Raw genomic sequence first — 19,359 nt, 5'->3', positions numbered from 1 at the left:
CGTGGCACAGGAGATGGATGGACCGAGGATTTATCCCTGCCATCACTGCATGGCCTGATTGAGAGCCATTGCTGATTCGATATGGCAGCTCTTCGTAGATTGCGGCCCAGGCGGCGCATTCGGAAAGTGACCAGGAAGCGACCGTCGCGCGTCCTTCGCAGCACCTTGCTCTGTGTGGCGAGCGGGATCGTCATTCTTTTGTGCGTCGCTGCTCTTCGCATTTTGATCAGCCCCATCCTGATCGGGGATATCGCCAATCCGATCGCCTCGCATCTGGCGGAACGGTTGGGACCTGGATGGAAGGTGGACCTCGCAGACACGGCCATTACCTATACGCGCCACGGTCCCACGTTGAGGGTGGACAGGATCGATGTGCGCGATCCGCGTGGTCTCAGCCTGCTGAAGGCGCAAGAGGCGGAGATCGCCGTATCTTCCTGGGCCTTGCTCAGGGGAGAGATCGTTCCGCGTTCGGTGGAGCTGAGCGGCCTTGATCTCCGCCTGTTCGTGGCGCGCGATGGCGGCCTCGCACTGACAGCGGGGGAGGCCGATCCTCCCGAAGCAGCGCCAGCAGATCCATCGCTGCAGGCCGGGCCCGAAACTCCCGCCACAACCGGCTCCGTTCCCGACAAGGCCCCGCTCCCCATCGCCGTCGGAGCGGTTTCCTTCATAGACCTTGTGTCGGGAGGCGATTCGGCGGTCGCGGGTGTCGAGCGTGTCAGATTGTCAGGAGCCAAGCTGACGCTGATCGACGACACCCGACGCCAACGGATCAACTTCGATGACGTTTCTTTCAATGTGGCGCGCCCGGGCCCGGGGGAACTGCATTTCGGCTTCGGCCTAACAGGCAGGAACGGGCCATGGCAGGTCTCCGGCACGGTGATGGGGACAGCGGCGGGCACTGAACGGCGCGTGTCGATGACCGTCGACGACATGCCGGTCTCGGATCTCTTGGCGCTCAACGGCGTGCGCACGCCGCTCGTCACGACCGACATGCCGCTCTCGGGCAAACTCGATCTGACTGTTGATGCGAATGACACGCTCGCGGCATTCGATGCGACCTTGCGTGGCGGGCGCGGCGTTGTTGTCATGGACGATCCTGACCAGCCGCCTGTGACCGTGGACAATTTCGCGGTTTCCTCCACCTGGGATGCGAAAGCCGGCGAGCTCGTTATCACATCGGCCGACCTCCGCGCCGGAGCTTCGCGTTTCACGCTGGCGGGTCGTCTGACGCCGGCTGAGGGCGACCAACTCTGGCGCATGAAGCTCTCCGGATCGGGCGCGGCGATCGAAAATCTGACAGACGGCCAGCCCCCCGTGCTGATCAATGATATCGCGCTCGCCATGACTGGCGCTGTCGGCGGAGGCGTGAATTTCGAGCAAGTACGGGTCTCGGGAAAGGACTATGACATCTCGCTGACCGGCTCCCTTGGAACTCTCGCCGATCAAGGAGGACTCAATCTCGATATAGCAGTGCCGAAGGCTCCGGTGCGTTCGGTTCTGCGGTTCTGGCCGGCTTTCGTTGCGGCGGATGTGCGGCGTTATCTCGTGGACAATCTGCTGGAGGGAACCGTCGAGGGAATGTCCCTCAAGACCCGCCTCACTGGTGAGGAACTGATCGCATCGCGCAACAAGAAGCCCATTCCGGACTCTTCGGTTCACCTCACATTTGCGATCAACGACGGCACGTTGCTCCCTGCCGATGGATTGCCGCTTCTAACGGGCGTATCGGCGGCCGGCGTTGTCACCGGCCTAACGACGCGGATCGAAGTTGCCGAGGCGCAGGTCCAGCTCCCTGATAGCCGTTCACTCAGCCTAGTGGACGGTGTGTTCGCGATCGCCGACCACACACCTCCGGTCTTCTCGACCGTTGATTTCAGGTTGCGTGGTCAAGCCGATGGTCTCATTGCGCTTCTCGGCAGCGATGCGTTGAGAGAGACTGTTCAGATCGACGTTGATCCCACCAAGGTGCGTGGCCAAGCGGATATCAAGGTCTCGCTAGGAATTCCGCTCGTCAAGGATATGACGGCCGCTGACGTCAGGGCGGCCGCCTCCGGAAATCTCACCAATCTCTCCGTGGATGGCATCAGCGGCAAGGAAAAGCTGGAGAACGCATCCCTTGCATTGAACGTCGACACGACCGCGCTCACGCTGAAGGGCACGGGACAGATCTCCGGCCTTCCCGCAACAATCGACATGCGCCAGCTCCTGCGCTCGAGCGCCGGTGAAGTGGCCATTTCGCTGGTCCTCGACGATGCAGCACGTGCGCGTAAGGGGTTCGATCTCAAGAGCAAGCTGCGCGGACCGATCGGGGTGAAGCTTGTGAAGAGCTTCGACACGAAGGTGCCAACCTCGGTCGATGTCGACCTGGCGCGTGCTTCCATCGACGATCTGCTGCCGGGGTGGCGGAAGGCCGCCGGCAGACCTGGACGCCTTTCCTTCGTGCTCGCGGATGCGGATGGCTTCGACTTGCGTGACATCGCGCTCGACGCCGGCGCCGTGGCAAAGGGAGCGGCGAAGTTCACGACGGACGGCATGTTGCGGGAGGCGAGCTTCTCGCAATTCAAGCTGTCGCCGGGGGATGACCTGCGTCTCGACGTCAGCCGCAATCGCAACGCATATCGCCTGGCTGTTCGAGGGAACGTTCTGGACGCTCGCCCCTTCCTCGCCACGCTGAGCGACGGCTCGGGCGGCGGCGGGGCCGCGGCGGATATAGACCTCGATCTCAGCGTCAATATCCTGGCCGGTTACAACGACGAGGTCATTTCCAACGCGAATCTCAAACTCGCCCGTCGTGGGAAGACGGTCTCCGACCTGTCCCTCAAGGGACGGCTTGGCAGCGCGCCGATCAGCGGCCAGCTCGGCAGCAAGGGGGCGATTTTCGTGGAGACAGGCAATGCCGGATCGGCGCTGCGTTTTGCCGATCTCTACAAGCGGATGGCGGGCGGCGCGGCGCATCTTACGCTGTCGGGGGACGATCCGCAGAATGGCGAGCTGACGATCTGGGATTTCAGCATCCGCAACGATCAGGGCCTGCAGCGCATCATCGCCGAAACCCCCAAACAGGGACGTCCCGGAAGCGTCGATCCTTCGGATATCAGCTTCACGAAACTGAAGGTGAACTTCACCCGGGCGACCGGGCGGATCAACATCCGAGAGGGCGTCGTGTGGGGGCCAACGGTGGGGGTAAGCCTGGAGGGGCACCTCGACACGTCACGTGACCGGCTCGATCTATCCGGTACCTACGTGCCTGCCTACGCGCTGAACAATATCTTCAGCCAGCTGCCGATCGTCGGGCTGATTCTCGGCGGCGGACAATATGAGGGGCTGTTTGCGGTCAACTTCCGCGTCAGCGGCACGACCGCCAATCCGGTCATGTCGATCAATCCCCTGTCGGCCATCGCCCCGGGCATCTTCAGGAAATTTTTCGATCTTGGCCGCGCTGACAGCGGCCGCGCCGACACCGTTCCGCCCGGCGCCTTACCTGAGCGCTGAGCCGCTCAGGTTGCAATCAACTGGAAGGCCATCGTCGGATTTCGCTCCGCCCCGACAGCACGCGAGCTCTTGGAAGCAATCACGCGGCTCTGGACAAGCCTACCAGATGCCGCGCGACCGCATGAACGTCAGGTCTGCCGGAGCAGCACGTGCTTCTTGCGTCCGAGGGAGATCTTGATCACACCCTCGCCGGTCAGGTCCGCCTCCGTGAGGACAGCACGTTCATCGGAGACGGTCGCATCATTGATGCGCAGGCCACCGCCCTTGATTTGGCGGCGCGCCTCACCGGTGGAGGCAACAAGCCCCGCGGTGACAGCGGCGTTCAGCACGCCGAGGCCCGCCGCAAGACTTCCGGATGGGAGATCGACGCTCGGCAACGTATCGGCGAGGGCACCTTCCTCGAACGTCTTGCGCGCGGTCTCCGCCGCGGCTTCCGCGGCCGCACGTCCGTGTACGATCGCGGTGACCTCGGTCGCGAGGACCTTCTTCGCCTCGTTGATCTCGTTGCCACCAAGCGCTGCCAGCTTGGCGATCTCATCGAGCGGGAGACGCGTGAAGATCTTCAGGAACTTGCCGACGTCGGCGTCCTCGGTGTTGCGGAAGTACTGCCAGAAATCGTAAGCGCTGAAGAGATCCCCATTGAGCCAGACGGCGCCCGACGCCGACTTGCCCATCTTCTCGCCGGACGCCTTCGTCAGGAGAGGTGTCGTCAGTGCGTAGAGCTGCGGACCACCCATGCGGTGGCTGAGATCCACGCCGTTGATGATGTTGCCCCACTGGTCCGACCCGCCCATCTGCAGCACGGTGCCGTAGCGGCGGTTGAGCTCGGTGAAGTCGTAGCCCTGCATGATCATGTAGTTGAACTCGAGGAAGCTCAGCGACTGCTCACGGTCCAGCCGAAGCTTGACCGAATCGAAGCTCAGCATGCGGTTCACCGAGAAATGCCGGCCGACGTCGCGCAGGAACTCGACGTAGTTGAGCTTGAGCAGCCAGTCGGCATTGTTGACCATGATGGCCGGGTTGGAGCCACCGTAGTTCAGGATGTTGCCGTAGACCCGCTTGATGCTCTCGATATTGGTCTCGATCTGCTCCACGGTCAGAAGCTTGCGCTGGTCGTCGCGGAACGAGGGGTCGCCCACCATGGAGGTGCCGCCGCCCATGAGACTGATTGCCTGATGGCCGGTTTCCTGCAGCCAATAGAGCATCGTCACCGAAATCAGGTTGCCGATATGGATCGACGTTGCGGTGGCGTCATAGCCGACATAGCCGGAGATGCGGCCCTTGAGAGCAAGGGCGTCGAGCCCTTCGGGATCCGAGATCTGGTGGATGAAGCCGCGTTCGTCGAGCGTGCGGAGAAAGTCGGAGCGGAAGCGGGTCATGGATTCTCAGGCTTCTATCAAGTGCGGCGTCGTCGGCCGTCCATGAGGACGACAGCGTGCCCTGTAGCAGGTTTTTTTGCGAATATCATGGGGCGTGCGGCAATGAGGGACGCTCGCGGGCGCACCTGGAATGAAAACGCCCGGCTCGATAGGGCCGGGCGCTGAATTCAGTTCAGGATGATGGACCGGTCTCAGGCCGCGTCTTCCTGGACCGCGCCGAGGCGCTTGTCGAGATAGCCGTCGACCGTGGTCATCAATTCCTCGAGCTTACCCTCAAAGAAATGGTTGGCACCGTCAACGACCGCGTGCTCGATCTGGATGCCCTTCTGGGTCTTCACCTTCTCGATGACGCTAACGACCTCTCGCAACGGCGCGACGCGATCCTGGGAACCGTGGACGAAGAGGCCCGAGGAAGGACAGGGCGCGAGGAAGCTGAAATCGTAACGGTTCGCCATTGCGGCGATCGACAGGAATCCCTCGATCTCCGGGCGACGCATCAGGAGCTGCATTCCGATCCAGGCACCGAAGGACACGCCTGCTATCCAGCAGGTGCGGGCTTCCGGATTGACCGACTGCGCCCAATCAAGCGCTGCCGCGGCATCCGACAGCTCACCCTGGCCGTGATCAAACGCGCCCTGACTGCGCCCCACACCACGGAAATTGAAACGCAGCACGGAGAAGCCGCGATTCACATAGGTGTAATACAGGCTGTACACGATCTGGTTATTCATCGTGCCGCCAAACTGGGGATGCGGATGCAGCACGATGGCGATCGGCGCACCTTTCTCCTTGGCCGGGTGGTAACGGCCTTCTATACGTCCGGCGGGTCCGGTGAAAATAACTTCAGGCATTGGCTCCGACACCATGGCCGTGAGAAGGCACGAGCTCAGCGGGGGACATAAAATCCGACGTCCCTTGACTTAGTTTGCTGCAGCGCCATAAATCACGGTTAGAATTATTCTAAGGCCTACCGACGCGTGTATCTTGTTATGATACAACCGAACGTCTAGGAGGCCGCCCACGCTTTCACGAGCGTATGTAGCACAACGAGGGGGGTTAAAGGCAAGACTTCCATGAAGTGGGGCCTTTTTCCCTGGAAACAAGCATGACGGCGGGTCGAGTTTATTTGGATTACAATGCATCAGCCCCCCTCCGCCCGGAGGTGGTGGAGGCGATGCTGCGTGTCCTGACGGCATCCGGCAACGGCTCCTCGGTTCATCGCGAAGGCCGTGCCGCGCGCGCAGCCATAGAGGAGGCGCGTGGCAAGGTCGCGGCGCTGGTCGGAGGGGGAGCCGCCAAGCTTGTTTTTACGAGCGGCGGCACCGAGGCGAACGTGCTTGCCCTGTCGCCCCATGTGCGGATTCGCGGTTTCGGGGGACGTAGCAAGGATCTCCCCCCGTCCCGTTGCTTCATCGGTGCGACGGAGCATCCGAGCGTGCTGGCGGGCGGACGCTTTCCGGCGGAGGCAGTAACTGTCATTCCAGTCGGCGCGAACGGTCTCGTTGATGTGGCGTGGCTCGCCGAGCATCTCGACGCCAGCGATGGCTGGCCGTTCGTGTCTCTGCAAATGGCCAATAACGAAACGGGCGTTCTGCAGCCGATCGCCGACGTGGCGCGGCTCGTTCACGCCGCAGGCGGTGTCCTGCATGTCGATGCAGTGCAGGCTGCGGGCAAGCTGCCCATTGATTTCTCGACCCTCGGCGCCGACATGCTGAGCTTCTCAGCGCATAAATTCGGCGGTCCGCAGGGCGCCGGCGCGTTGGTCTATGATCCCAGCATCGATCTCGGGCCAGCACTTCTATCTGGCGGCGGCCAGGAGGAGGGCCATCGGGCTGGAACAGAGAATCTTGCCGCTATTGTTGGCTTCGGCAGCGCCGCGGCGATCGCATTTGGTGAAATTGATCACTATATGAAGGCCATGGCCGAGATGCGGGACCGCATCGAGCATCACATCCGGGGCCTCCTTCCGGACGTGGTTGTGTTTGGCGGTGGTGTCGAGCGCCTAGCCAATACCTCGGCCTTCGCCATTCCGGGCGTCAAGGCCGAGACTTTGGTCATGGCCTTTGATCTTGCGGGCGTGGCGGTGTCGTCAGGGTCGGCCTGTTCGTCGGGCAAGGTGCGTCCCTCGCACGTTCTTGCGGCGATGGGCATCGAGCCGGCTGTTGCCGAAGGGGCCGTGCGCGTCAGTCTCGGCTGGGCGACCAGTGAGGAAGATGTTGAGCGGTTTGCGGCGGCTTTCGCCAAGGTCACGCGGAGCGTGATGGCACGTCGCCAGGGTGACAGGGCTGCGTAGCGGGAATACCTCAGGGGATGGGAAAACCTCTGGGACAATGACGGTTAACCACGGCCCTTGAAGCCGTGAGAGGAGTTGAGCCATGCCTGCAGTGCAGGAGACAGTCGAGCGCGTTAAGGCGATCGACGTTGATCAGTACAAATATGGGTTCGAGACCGACGTCGAGATGGACTTGGCCCCCGTCGGCCTGTCCGAGGACATCGTCCGCCTGATCTCCGCCAAAAAGGGCGATCCGGAATGGATGACCGAATGGCGGCTCGATGCATATCGGCGTTGGCTCACCATGCGCGAACCGACATGGTCGCGTGTAAAATATCCACCCATCCCCTTCCAGGAACTCCACTACTACGCTGCGCCGAAGAAGAACGCCGCTCCGAAGTCCTTGGACGAGGTCGATCCCGAGATCCTCAAGACCTATGAGAAGCTCGGCATCCCGCTGCGGGAACAGGAGATTCTCGCCGGCGTCGAGGGTGCAGGCTCCCGCGTCGCCGTCGATGCCGTTTTTGACTCCGTCTCGGTCGTCACGACCTTCAAGGAGGAGTTGAAGAAGGCCGGCGTCATCTTCTGCTCGATATCAGAGGCCATTCGCGAATATCCCGAGCTGGTGCGCAAATATCTCGGCTCGGTCGTGCCGGTGACGGATAACTTTTACGCGACGCTCAATTCGGCCGTCTTCACGGATGGGTCCTTCGTCTATGTGCCGGAGGGTGTGCGCTGCCCGATGGAGCTGTCGACCTATTTCCGTATCAACGAGCGCAATACCGGCCAGTTCGAACGCACGCTGATTATCGCCGACAAGGGCTCCTATGTGAGCTATCTCGAAGGCTGCACGGCGCCAGCGCGCGATGAGAACCAGCTCCATGCGGCCGTGGTCGAGCTGATTGCCCTCGACGATGCCGAGATCAAGTACTCAACGGTGCAGAACTGGTTCCCCGGTGACGCAGAGGGTCAAGGCGGCGTCTACAATTTCGTGACGAAGCGCGGCGATTGCCGGGGCGCCAACTCGAAAATTTCCTGGACGCAGGTGGAAACAGGTTCCGCCATTACCTGGAAGTATCCGTCCTGCATCCTGCGCGGCGACAACTCCCGCGGGGAGTTCTATTCGATCGCCATCTCGAACGGCTATCAGCAGGTCGATTCCGGTACCAAGATGATCCATCTCGGCCGCAACACGACCAGCAAGGTGATCTCGAAGGGCATCGCAGCGGGAAGGTCGGACAATACCTATCGCGGCCTCGTGTCGGCGCACCGCCGGGCGTCGGGGGCTCGGAACTTCACGAACTGTGATTCGCTGCTGATCGGCGATCAGTGCGGCGCACATACGGTGCCTTACATTGAGTCGAAGAATGCCAGCGCAGTCTTCGAGCATGAAGCTACGACCTCGAAGATCTCTGACGATCAGATGTTCTACTGCATGCAGCGGGGGCTCTCCGAGGAGGAGGCTATTGCTCTGATCGTCAACGGTTTCGTCAAGGATGTGCTGCAGCAGCTGCCGATGGAATTTGCCGTCGAGGCGCAGAAGCTCATCTCGATCAGTCTGGAGGGGTCGGTCGGCTAGCGGATTGTGCCTGTCGCGGTGTCACTGAGAAGCCCGGTCAGGCAGACCAAGAGCCATTCACCTCTGTTTATCGTGAACATCCCTTCCGGTGCGGAGCGGCGCAAGCGCCTTGAGACAGCCGGAAGCCGAATGCGGGATTGGAAGAATGCTTGAGATCAACAACCTGGTCGTCGACATCGAGGACAAGCGCATCCTCAACGGCCTGAGCCTGAAGGTGAACGACGGCGAGGTCGCCGCGATCATGGGTCCCAACGGGTCGGGGAAATCCACTCTGTCCTATGTCATCGCCGGCAAGGAGGACTACACGGTCCTCGATGGCGAGATCCTCCTCAATGGCGAGAATATCCTTGAGCTCGAGCCCTCCGAGCGAGCCGCCAAGGGCGTCTTCCTGGCCTTCCAGTACCCTCTGGAAATTCCCGGCGTCGCCACCATGACCTTCCTGAAATCGGTGCTCAACGCGCAGCGCAAGGCTCGGGACGAGGAGGAGCTGACCACGCCTGATTTCATGCGGCGCGTGAAAAAGGCTGCAGAAACGCTTGAGATCGATCAGGAAATGCTGAAGCGCGCTCTCAATGTCGGGTTCTCCGGTGGCGAGAAGAAGCGAATGGAAATCCTTCAGATGGCTCTGCTCGAGCCGAGCTTCTGCATTCTCGATGAAACTGACTCGGGCCTCGACATCGATGCGCTGCGGATCGTCGCGGAGGGCGTCAATGCCCTGCGGGCGCAGGACCGCTCCTTCCTTGTCATCACCCATTACCAGCGCCTGCTGAACTATATCGTGCCCGACACCGTGCACGTGATGTCGAAGGGCAAGGTGGTGCGTTCTGGCGGCAAGGAGCTTGCGCTCGAGCTCGAGGCAAACGGCTATGCCGACTATCGCGAACTGGCGGCGTGAGGGAGGCCCATGTCTGTCATAACCCCCATCCGTACGCCGGCTGAGGCTGGCCTGATCGATCTCTACAAGATCGTCAGAAACACGTTGCCGGGCACACAGAACACGCTGAAGCATCGCGATGAGGCGTTCGCCCTGATCGAGGCGACAGGGCTGCCGCACCGGCGCGTTGAAGAGTGGAAGTACACGGATCTGCGCAGCCTGGTGCAGGAGGCGCCTCCACTGGCCGAGCGACCGAAGCTGGCGGAGACGGATCCCGCAATCGCCGGCAGCAAGGCCTTTGCCGCCGTGTCTGGCGTCCGGCTCACCTTCGTCAACGGCCATCTCGTCACGACCGAGGCTGTTCCGGATGGAGTCGAGGTCACGTCGCTGGCTGAGGCCCTATCCAGCGGCCATCCGCTGCTGTCCAAGATGGGCGGACCGGACATCGCCAGAGACAATGCGGCCGTTGCGCTCAACTCGGCCTTCGTGGCCGACGGAGCGATCATCAGCGTCGCCGATGGCGTCAAGCTCGACGCGCCGCTGGTGCTGCGCTTCATCAATACGGGCACGAAGGCTTTCGCGACTTCGCCGCGCATCGTTCTCTCTGCCGGCGATGATACTGCCTTCACCCTCATCGAGAGCCACGAGGGGCCCGCTGGCGTCGGCTATCACAGCAACAGCGTGGTTGAGATTATCGCCGGCTCATCGGTCGATATTACTCACATCAGGTTGAATGCCGAAGGGGATCGCGCGCTGGCGCTTTCGAGCCTGCTGGTGACCCTTGGCGCCGAGGCGAAGTTCACATCGACGGCCGTCGTTGCCGGCGGCCATGTCTCCCGGCACCAGGTTTTCCTGGCGTTTGCCGGTGAAGACAGCGTCGCCACCATTGGTGGTGCGACAATGCTTGCCGGCAAGAGCCTTGCCGATACGACCCTCGTGGTGGATCATATGGTTCCCGGCTGCCAAAGCCGGGAGCTGTTCAAGACGGTCGTCGACGGCGAAGCCACCGGCGTCTTCCAGGGCAAAATCATCGTTCGGCAGCATGCGCAGAAGACGGATGGCCAGATGATGTCCGCGGCGCTCCTCCTCTCCGAGGGCGCAGCCATGAATAACAAGCCAGAGTTGGAAATTTTCGCTGACGACGTGGTTTGCGCCCACGGCGCCACCTGCGGGCAACTCGATGACGAGCTGCTTTTCTATCTCATGGCACGGGGCTTGCCACGGCCGGAAGCAGAAGCCCTTCTCGTGCAGGCTTTCCTGGGTGAAGCTCTCGAGCCGATCGCCTTGGAGGAAGTGCGGGAAGAGCTGACGGACTTGGCGGCAAGCTGGCTTGCCGGACGCGCCGGATAATTCCGGCTGGTATGCGGCGGCCCTTCTGACGAACCGGAAGGGCTGCAGAGTGGGACAATCTTGTGCCACTCTGCACGGCGCGCCGCCTGAGCAAGGAAGATGAGGCGAAGGCCATGAATATCGCCGTTGCCAACAATACCTATGACGTCGCGGCGATCCGTCGCGATTTCCCCATCCTCGCGACCGAGGTCCATGGCAGACCGCTGATCTATCTCGACAGCGCCGCGTCGGCACAAAAGCCGCGCGCGGTGATCGACGCCATGGTCAACTGCATGGAAGGGGGCTACGCGAATGTGCACCGTGGCCTGCACTATCTCGCCAATGCCGCGACAGAGGCGTTCGAGGACGCGCGCGACGCGGTCCGTTCCTTCGTCAATGCGGAAAGCACGGACGAAATCATCTTCACGCGGTCGGCGACGGAATCGATCAATCTCGTCGCCGCAAGTTTCGGACGGCTCGTTAATATCAGCCCCGGCGATGAGATCGTGCTGTCGATTGCCGAGCACCATTCCAACATCGTTCCCTGGCATTTCTGGCGGGAGCGGAACGGGGCGGTGCTCAAATGGGCACCGGTGGACGACGACGGCAATTTCCTGCTCGACGAGTTCGAGAAGCTGCTGACGCCGCGCACGAAGATCGTGGCCATAACCCACATGTCAAACGTGCTGGGCACGGTGATGCCGGTCAAGGAGATCGTGAGGCTCGCCCATGCGCGCGGCATTCCGGTGATGGTGGATGGGAGCCAGGGCGCCGTTCACCTACCGGTCGACGTACGGGAGCTCGACGCGGACTTTTACGTTTTCACCGGTCATAAGGTGTATGGGCCGACGGGCATTGGCGTGCTCTACGGCAAGCGTGAATGGCTGGAGAAACTCCCACCGTTCAATGGCGGCGGGGAAATGATCGAGGAAGTGACGCTCGATCGCGTCACCTATAACTCTCCTCCCCATCGTTTCGAGGCCGGGACGCCGCCGATCATCGAGGCGATCGGGCTCGGCGCGGCCGTGCGCTATATCGAGTCCATTGGGCGCGGCGCCATTCTCAATCATGAAGACCAGTTGCGCGATTACGCCCATAAAAAGCTCGCGGCCCTGAACTCGATCCGTGTCATCGGGAAGGCGCAGTCCAAGGGGGCCATCGTTTCCTTCGAGATGAAGGGCGCTCACGCTCACGATGTCGCCACGATCATTGATCGCTCGGGGATAGCGGTCCGCGCCGGCACCCATTGCGCCCAACCGCTTCTCGCTCGCTTTGGCACGACCTCGACCTGCCGGGCCTCGTTCGGCCTGTACAACACGATCGCGGAGATCGATGCCTTCGTTGAAGCGCTTAACAAGGCGGAGCACCTGTTCCTCGACTAGCGGGAGTCGTGCGTTGCCATGTTCGCATATCCGATTGAACCGGCGCACCTGAGCGCCTACATCCGGGTTGTGAAACCCTAGCCGTCGTCGAATCATATGATCGTTTCCCGCAGAGGATTGACCGTTGACCCAGTCGCCCGCGTCGCCGCTTGAGGAAGATAAGCCGAACGCTCCCGCAGTGGCTGCGCCGTCGTCATTGCCGGAGGGAGAGGTTGAGCGTCTGGGAGACGAGATCGTCGCCGCGCTCAAGACCGTTTACGACCCGGAGATCCCAGCCGATATCTACGAGCTCGGCCTGATCTACAGGGTTGACATCAGCGATGACAGGCACATCACGATCGATATGACGCTGACTGCGCCCGGTTGTCCGGTTGCCGGCGAAATGCCGGGCTGGGTTGAAAATGCTGTCCTGGCCGTCGGTGGCGTCCAGGGCGTCACGGTCAACATGGTCTTTGATCCGCCATGGGATCAGAGCCGGATGTCCGACGAGGCACGCGTCGCCCTCGACATGTGGTAGCCATGCCAGACAAGCCGAAGCTTGGCCGTATCCTGGAAACCGCGCTTTATGTCGACGACCTCGACCGCGCGGCGCGATTCTACCGCGACGTACTCGGCCTTGCGGTATTGACCAGCGATTCCCGCTTCTTTGCATTCGACGTCGGCGGCGCGAATGTGCTGCTACTTTTCAAGAGGGGCTCTACCCTCGAGACCGTGACGCTGCCAGGGGGAACGATTCCTCCCCACGATGGCCATGGCCCGCTGCATGTTGCCTTCGCTGTCACGACAGCGGATCTCGGGGGCTGGGAGGAACGCTTAGCGGCCGCCGAGATTCCGATCGAGGGACGGACCGAATGGCCGAAGGGAGGTCGTAGCATCTATTTGCGCGATCCCGATGGCCATCTCCTGGAATTTGCCACGCCCGGCATCTGGGCGAGCTACTGAGGCGGCCCTCTCGACCTTCCGCGATGGAATGCCTATCTTTATGCGTGAGAGAGAGAAGCCCAGGGCCTTGAACCCTGCGTGAGGAGTAATGATGCGATGGGTGCACCTCGCCCGAAGCTCACCGTCATGAGCTTGACCGATTCCGCAGCTGCCCGCGTCAAGCAGTTGATGTCCAAGGCAAATCCGCCGGCTGTCGCCTTGCGTATAGGCGTCAAAAAGGGCGGCTGTGCCGGCATGGAATATACGATGGACTACGCCGATGCGCTTAAGCCAGGCGAGGACGTCATCGAGGAGAAGGGCGTTACCATCGCCATTGAGCCCAGCGCGGTGCTTTTCCTGCTCGGGACAACCATGGATTTCAAGACGGACAAGATGAGTTCCGGCTTCGTGTTCAACAATCCGAACCAGACGTCCGCCTGCGGCTGTGGTGAATCCGTGGCTATCACGCCTGCTCGCCCCGAATCCTTGGCCGGCGCCGCGAGTTAGCGGAGCCAGGCGGGCAGGGGGCGTGCCATGGATGCTGCCGATCTCAGCGATATCTTTCAGGCATTCGGCGCCGTTCGTATCAAGCGCATGTTCGGCGGCCAAGGCATCTACCGCGACGACCTGATGTTCGCCCTCGAAGTCGATAGCGCACTTTTTCTTAAGGTTGACGATAACAGTAGGGCTCTGTTCGAAGAGGCCGGCGCTCGGCCATTCGCCTATTCGCGCCAGAACGGGCGAACGGTGGTGATGTCGTTCTGGAGCCTGCCGGACGTTGCCCTGGATGATCCGGCGGAAGCGGCGCGTTGGGCTGAACTCGCGTTCGCGGCGGCGAGGCGGGCAAAATCTGCAGCCGGAGGGCGCAGGCGGAAGGGCAGGGATGTCTAGCTCCGCAAGATAACAGGCATCCGGGGCCGGACCGCACCTGCGCTGATCCTCCAACAGTCAGAAAATGCCGCCTGGTCAAACCCGGCCGCATCTCTTTTGACGGAGGCTAGTCCTCAGCTGCGGTCGTCTTTTTCGGCAAGCGTACTTCCTGCAGGACGAAGGCGGGGACGTGGTCACCGAATCCGACGAAGCTCGGTCCGTCGTCATCCTGGCGGCCCCTGCGTCCCTCACCGCGCTCATAACGGCCGGACGCGGGCTTCTCGGCCACGGGCTTTGCATGCTGCGGGCGAGACTGCCCTTCGCCCGGCTTCGCGCCTTCGGTTTCATGCCGACGGCCGCGTTCCTTGCCATTGCTGCCGCTGCTGCCTCGGCCGCGGCCATCGCGCGACCGGCGCTCGCCACCGCGTCCGCCGCGTCTGGGTTCCTCATCCGCGGCGTTCGGATCGAGCGGATCGCCTTCCCAGTCGATCGGCTGTCCGGTCATGCTCTCGATCGCGGCAAGCGCTTTGGTATCCGCGGAGGTGACGATCATCGCGGTATGCCCGGTCCGTCCGGCTCGCCCGGTGCGGCCGATGCGGTGAACATAATCCTCGGGGTGATGCGGCACGTCAAAATTGAAGACGTGGCTGACGTCAGGAATATCCAGGCCGCGGGCGGCAACGTCGCTGGCAACAAGCAGTTGAACGTCGTTGTTGCGGAAGCGTTCCAGCGCCTGGGTCCGCGAGCGCTGGTCCATGTCGCCATGAAGGGCGACGACGCTGAAGCCATGGCGCTCCAATGAACGGTGCACCACTGCGACGTCGCGTTTGCGGTTGCAGAATATGATGGCGTTCTTCAGGTCCGCCGCGTTGCGGATGAGCTGCCGGAGAACCTCACGTTTGTCATGCTGCTCACGACCCGAGGCGACGAGACGCTGCGTGATGGTGCTGGCCGTCGAGGAGGCGCGGGCGACCTCCACCTTCACCGGATTGTGCAGGAATGTATCGACGAGCCGCTGAATTTCAGGCGGCATCGTGGCCGAGAAGAACAGCGTCTGGCGCGTGAACGGCACCATGCGGCAGATTCGTTCGATATCCGGGATGAAGCCCATGTCGAGCATGCGGTCGGCTTCGTCGATGACGAGCACCTCGATGCCGGTCAGCAGGAGTTTGCCGCGCTCGAAATGATCGAGCAGGCGTCCCGGTGTCGCGATCAGCACGTCCACGCCACGCGTGAGCTTCGCGTCCTGATCACCGAATGACACGCCGCCGATGATCAGCGCCACGTTGAGCTTGTGATTCGCACCATACTTGATGAAGCTATCCTCCACCTGCGCGGCGAGTTCCCGCGTCGGTTCGAGGATCAGAGTGCGCGGCATCCGTGCCCGGGCGCGGCCGCTCTCAAGGAGCGTCAGCATGGGCAGCGTGAAGGCAGCCGTCTTGCCGGTGCCCGTCTGCGCTATGCCAAGCACGTCCCGGCGCTGGAGCGCATGCGGGATCGCCTGTTCTTGAATGGGGGTCGGCTTTGTGTAGCCCGCAGCGGCAACGGCTTGCTGCACCTTGTCACTGAGGCCAAGTTCGGAAAATGACATCGTGGTCCGTATGTCGAGGCGCCCGCTCGCGCCAGGATGACACGTGGCTGAGGACGCAGCTGACGCCATCGTCCGCACAGCTCAGTCCGACGATGGCATTCTGCGCGAACATAGGGAGATCGAGACCAAAGTCAACGGATGGCCTTGACAAATGAAAAGACAAATAGCGCAAAGCGTCTTTCAGACGCCATTGTCACCGGTTCACCGCGATAAAAACCTGATTTCTGCTGAGTGACCGGCGAGCGATAGACCCGCTATCCGTATCTCAGATGTCGAGCTCGGTTGCGAAGGCGGCGCGTTCCTGAATAAAGGCGAAACGCGCTTCCGGCTTGTTGCCCATAAGTCGCTCGACCACATCCGACGTGTCCGGCCGGTCATCATGGGAGACCGAGACACGCAGCAACGTGCGCTTCTTCGGATCCATCGTGGTTTCCTTGAGCTGCGCGGGCATCATCTCGCCCAGGCCCTTGAAGCGGCCGACCTCAACCTTGCCCTTGCCTTTGAAGACGGTGCTCATCAATTCCTGGCGATGTGCGTCATCGCGGGCATAGACCGTCTTCCCTCCCTGCGAGAGACGATAGAGCGGCGGCACCGCGAGATAGAGATGCCCTTCGTCGATCAGCCGCGGCGTCTGCCGCCAGAAGAAGGTGATGAGGAGCGAGGCGATATGTGCGCCGTCCACGTCGGCGTCCGTCATCACGATGATCTTCTCGTAGCGAAGGTCGTCGTGGCGATAGTGAGAGCCGGATCCACAGCCAAGCGCGAGCAGGAGATCTGCGAGTTGCTGATTCTGGGCGAGTTTCTCGCGGCCGGCCGAGGCGACGTTCAGGATCTTGCCGCGTAGCGGAAGGATGGCCTGGGTTGCGCGGTTGCGTGCCTGTTTGGCACTGCCACCGGCCGAATCGCCCTCAACGATGAACAACTCGGAGCCGGCGGCTCCTGCATTGCTGCAATCGGCGAGCTTGCCGGGCAGGCGCAGCTTGCGAGTGGCCGTCTTGCGGGCAACTTCCTTCTCGGCGCGGCGGCGCAGCCGTTCTTCCGCGCGATCGATCGCCCAATCGAGGAGCTTTGTGGCTTGCTGCGGCGCCGCCGCGAGCCAGTGGTCGAAAGCATCGCGAACCGCCGTCTCGACGATGCGCGCCGCTTCCACGGTGGCGAGCTTGTCCTTGGTCTGCCCCTGAAACTCGGGTTCGCGAATGAAAACCGACAGCATGGCGGCGCAGCTCACGACAACATCGTCCGCGGTCATCTGGGCGGCGCGCTTGGATTGCCCGACACGCTCGGCATGGTCACGCAGGCCGCGCAGCAGAGCGGCGCGCAGGCCATTCTCATGAGTGCCGCCGTCGCCAGTCGGGATCGTGTTGCAGTAGGACGAAATGAAACCGTCATCCTGGCTCAGCCAGGCCACAGCCCATTCGAGCGAACCATGTCCGCCGGGCTTGGTGATCTTGCCGGCAAAAATCTGATCCGCGACGGTCTCCATGCCGTCGATCTCACGCGCCAGATAGTCCTTGAGGCCGCCGGGGAAGCGAAAGACCGCTTCGGCGGGCACATTCGTGAGATTGGCCACCAGAGCCGGCGCGCAGGACCAGCGGATCTCGACACCCCCGAACAGATAGGCCTTCGAGCGCGCCATCTTGAAAAGGCGGCGCGGATCAAAATGCGCATGGGCGCCGAAGATCTGTGGATCCGGCTTGAAGCGTATGGTTGTACCGCGCCTATTGGCGATGGCGCCGACGGTCTCAAGCGCGGTCAGCGGCAGGCCCCGCGAGAAGACCTGACGGTAGAGGGTCCTGTTGCGGGCGACCTCGACCTCGAGCCGCTCAGACAGTGCATTGACGACGGAGACGCCAACACCGTGCAGGCCGCCGGAGGTCTCATAGACCTTGGAGTCGAACTTCCCGCCCGCGTGCAGCGTGGTCATGATCACTTCAAGGGCCGACTTTTGCGGAAATTTCGGGTGCGGGTCGACCGGAATGCCGCGGCCGTTGTCGGTGACACGCAATTCGCCGGCTTCGGTCAGCTCCACTTCGATGAAGGTCGCATGACCTGCGACGGCCTCGTCCATCGCGTTGTCGATGACCTCGGCAAAAAGGTGGTGGAGCGCCTTGTCATCCGTGCCGCCGATATACATTCCCGGGCGGCGGCGCACCGGCTCCAGGCCCTCCAAGACCTCGATAGAGGCGGCGGTATAGCCGCTTTCACCGGGGGTGAGGCCAGAGGGAATCGCTGTTCCTTGTGGCAGACCCGTCGCTTTCGGTTGCCTTGCGACGGTCTTGCGTTGCGCATTGCCGTCCCGACCGCCGAAAAGATCTGTTGGCTCTGCCATTGTCGCTCTCTGCACTCCGTCCGTCAAAAACCTCGGCGAGTCATTGTCGCACAAGCCCCGCAACCGGCGGGCGCGTCTACACAGCCACCGGTGACTTATCCACGGGACTTATCTGCGAATTCTCATTTCGCCGCATGAGAACATAGAGGAAACAAACCTTTCGCGGCTCGTCTGTCAAGTATTTCCAACCGAATCCCCACCGGCGCGATCTGGGCGTGCCGCGCGATTCCCCGGCAGGCCTTCCCGAGCATGTTGGAGAGACGCATATCGCGATCAATGTGATGAAACGCACAGCTGTTGTGGCGACTTGACCGCATATTTCTTGCGCTGGACCCGAACAAAACGGGGCAAAACGGTGAGTGGGAAGGATTTGCGATGCCCTTGGCAGCTTCTGCGACGATCTCGTCGGATTTTGTAACAAAATCGTCAGAGTAGCATTGCGTTAACCGTGAACGCGCAGATTGGCACGATCAAGGAGGTCAAGACCGTGCTCTCGTTCGTCATGATGAATTCGACGCGCCCTCTCACCAAGAGACATGAACGGAACGGATCAGGCCCGCGGGCGATCACATGGTCCGATGATACTTCAGCGGAGATCAATCTTCAGCCGCCTGTCCGCGAGTTCAGTGTCGAGATCTTCGCGCTTCTGGCCTGGCTCTCTGCTAGCGCCTGCGCCGCAACCGCGCTTCTGTTGTTCTTCTAATCGTCGCTCTGCACCGCTGCCGGATCGCTCGCCGCCACGCGCGAGGGAGGAACCCCGTCGCGACGATGAGGTCAACGATCGTCTTCCTCTCGGCTCTGTCCGTTGCCTGTCGAAGCGGGCTGCTCCACGACATCTTGTCCCGCGCCCCGGCCTGAAGAGGCTCGTCCCAGGCAAGCTTCAACGGCTGCCTCGATGGCGCGTCCGGACAACAGGAGAACCATCGCGACCACGACAGCGGTGATTACCAGCGGCCAGTTGCCAAGACCGCAGATGATGCCGGCGGCGGCCGTGACCCACACAGAGGCTGCTGTGGTCAGTCCATGTATGGACCCGGTGTTGCGGTCGCGCAGGATAGCCCCAGCGCCGATGAAGCCGATGCCTGTCAAAACGCCTTGGATCAGCCCCTGGACCACACGGCTGAGCGCGTCGGGCTGATCTCTCATCAGCTCAAACTCAAGGGTGCCGATTGTGACTAAAGCTGTGGCAAGCCCGACGAGGCCGAGTGTGCGCACGCCTGTTGGCTTGTTCTCGAGGTCCCGGTTGAGCCCGATGATCATACCGATCAAGGTCGCCGCACCGAGACGTAGGAATTGATCGAGAAGGTCTGGGTGCATAGCCGGCTCCGGGTCCTCTCAACC

At 61.9% G+C, this 19,359-nt stretch carries 16 protein-coding genes; 11 read left to right on the top strand and 5 right to left on the bottom strand.

The window, feature by feature from the left end:
* The first annotated feature begins 126 nt into the window (after positions 1–126).
* A complete protein-coding gene (locus tag KIO76_RS31630; protein WP_213324740.1) occupies positions 127–3,492 on the top strand; it encodes a YhdP family protein in 3,366 nt (1,121 codons plus the stop codon).
* A 128-nt stretch (positions 3,493–3,620) separates the two neighbouring features.
* Here KIO76_RS31630 and tyrS read toward each other — a convergent pair whose 3' ends face one another.
* Both tyrS and KIO76_RS19195 read right to left on the bottom strand, forming a co-directional pair.
* Positions 3,621–4,871, bottom strand: coding sequence for a tyrosine--tRNA ligase (tyrS, locus tag KIO76_RS19200; protein ID WP_213324739.1), 1,251 nt, complete (start codon positions 4,869–4,871; stop codon positions 3,621–3,623).
* Positions 4,872–5,062: 191 nt separating this feature from the next.
* Positions 5,063–5,722: an alpha/beta hydrolase gene (locus KIO76_RS19195; RefSeq protein WP_213324738.1), complete on the bottom strand. Its 660-nt coding sequence runs from the start codon at positions 5,720–5,722 to the stop codon at positions 5,063–5,065.
* A gap of 254 nt (positions 5,723–5,976) precedes the next feature.
* Between KIO76_RS19195 and KIO76_RS19190 the strand changes: the two genes are divergently transcribed.
* From KIO76_RS19190 to KIO76_RS19150, 9 genes are all read left to right on the top strand, one after another.
* Positions 5,977–7,164, top strand: a complete 1,188-nt coding sequence (locus KIO76_RS19190) for a cysteine desulfurase family protein (RefSeq protein ID WP_213324737.1) — start codon at positions 5,977–5,979, stop codon at positions 7,162–7,164.
* 82 nt (positions 7,165–7,246) lie between these two features.
* Entirely contained in the window at positions 7,247–8,722 is a 1,476-nt protein-coding gene (gene sufB / locus KIO76_RS19185) for a Fe-S cluster assembly protein SufB (protein ID WP_213324736.1), read from the top strand.
* Between the two features lie 145 nt (positions 8,723–8,867).
* The gene (gene sufC, locus KIO76_RS19180; RefSeq protein WP_213324735.1) at positions 8,868–9,617 is read left to right on the top strand and encodes a Fe-S cluster assembly ATPase SufC; all 750 of its coding nucleotides are present in this window, start codon (positions 8,868–8,870) and stop codon (positions 9,615–9,617) included.
* Positions 9,618–9,626: 9 nt separating this feature from the next.
* Positions 9,627–10,946, top strand: a complete 1,320-nt coding sequence (gene sufD / locus KIO76_RS19175) for a Fe-S cluster assembly protein SufD (RefSeq protein WP_213324734.1) — start codon at positions 9,627–9,629, stop codon at positions 10,944–10,946.
* A 113-nt stretch (positions 10,947–11,059) separates the two neighbouring features.
* A complete protein-coding gene (locus KIO76_RS19170; protein WP_213324733.1) occupies positions 11,060–12,307 on the top strand; it encodes a cysteine desulfurase in 1,248 nt (415 codons plus the stop codon).
* Positions 12,308–12,485: 178 nt separating this feature from the next.
* Positions 12,486–12,824, top strand: a complete 339-nt coding sequence (locus tag KIO76_RS19165; RefSeq protein ID WP_502761895.1) for an SUF system Fe-S cluster assembly protein — start codon at positions 12,486–12,488, stop codon at positions 12,822–12,824.
* A gap of 2 nt (positions 12,825–12,826) precedes the next feature.
* Positions 12,827–13,249, top strand: a complete 423-nt coding sequence (locus KIO76_RS19160; protein ID WP_213324731.1) for a VOC family protein — start codon at positions 12,827–12,829, stop codon at positions 13,247–13,249.
* Positions 13,250–13,345: 96 nt separating this feature from the next.
* On the top strand, positions 13,346–13,735 hold the full coding sequence (locus KIO76_RS19155; protein WP_213324730.1) for a HesB/IscA family protein: 390 nt from the start codon (positions 13,346–13,348) through the stop codon (positions 13,733–13,735).
* A gap of 27 nt (positions 13,736–13,762) precedes the next feature.
* Entirely contained in the window at positions 13,763–14,119 is a 357-nt protein-coding gene (locus tag KIO76_RS19150; RefSeq protein ID WP_213324729.1) for a TfoX/Sxy family protein, read from the top strand.
* A 106-nt stretch (positions 14,120–14,225) separates the two neighbouring features.
* On the opposite strand, the gene KIO76_RS19145 is transcribed toward KIO76_RS19150, so the two are convergent.
* Positions 14,226–15,689, bottom strand: a complete 1,464-nt coding sequence (locus KIO76_RS19145) for a DEAD/DEAH box helicase (protein WP_213324728.1) — start codon at positions 15,687–15,689, stop codon at positions 14,226–14,228.
* Between the two features lie 265 nt (positions 15,690–15,954).
* The gene (gene parE / locus KIO76_RS19140) at positions 15,955–18,018 is read right to left on the bottom strand and encodes a DNA topoisomerase IV subunit B (protein ID WP_213324727.1); all 2,064 of its coding nucleotides are present in this window, start codon (positions 18,016–18,018) and stop codon (positions 15,955–15,957) included.
* A gap of 448 nt (positions 18,019–18,466) precedes the next feature.
* On the opposite strand from parE, the gene KIO76_RS19135 reads away from it, so the two are divergent.
* Positions 18,467–18,721 (top strand): hypothetical protein, encoded by a 255-nt coding sequence (locus KIO76_RS19135; protein WP_213324726.1) that lies wholly within the window; start codon positions 18,467–18,469, stop codon positions 18,719–18,721.
* A gap of 71 nt (positions 18,722–18,792) precedes the next feature.
* Here KIO76_RS19135 and KIO76_RS19130 read toward each other — a convergent pair whose 3' ends face one another.
* Positions 18,793–19,335, bottom strand: coding sequence for an MgtC/SapB family protein (locus KIO76_RS19130; RefSeq protein ID WP_213324725.1), 543 nt, complete (start codon positions 19,333–19,335; stop codon positions 18,793–18,795).
* Positions 19,336–19,359 lie beyond the last annotated feature (24 nt).

The organism is Chelatococcus sp. YT9 (assembly GCF_018398315.1).
Classification (GTDB): Bacteria; Pseudomonadota; Alphaproteobacteria; order Rhizobiales; family Beijerinckiaceae; genus Chelatococcus.
The sequence above is the reverse complement of the archived record's forward strand: the minus strand, read 5'-3'. Positions and strand labels throughout refer to the sequence as shown.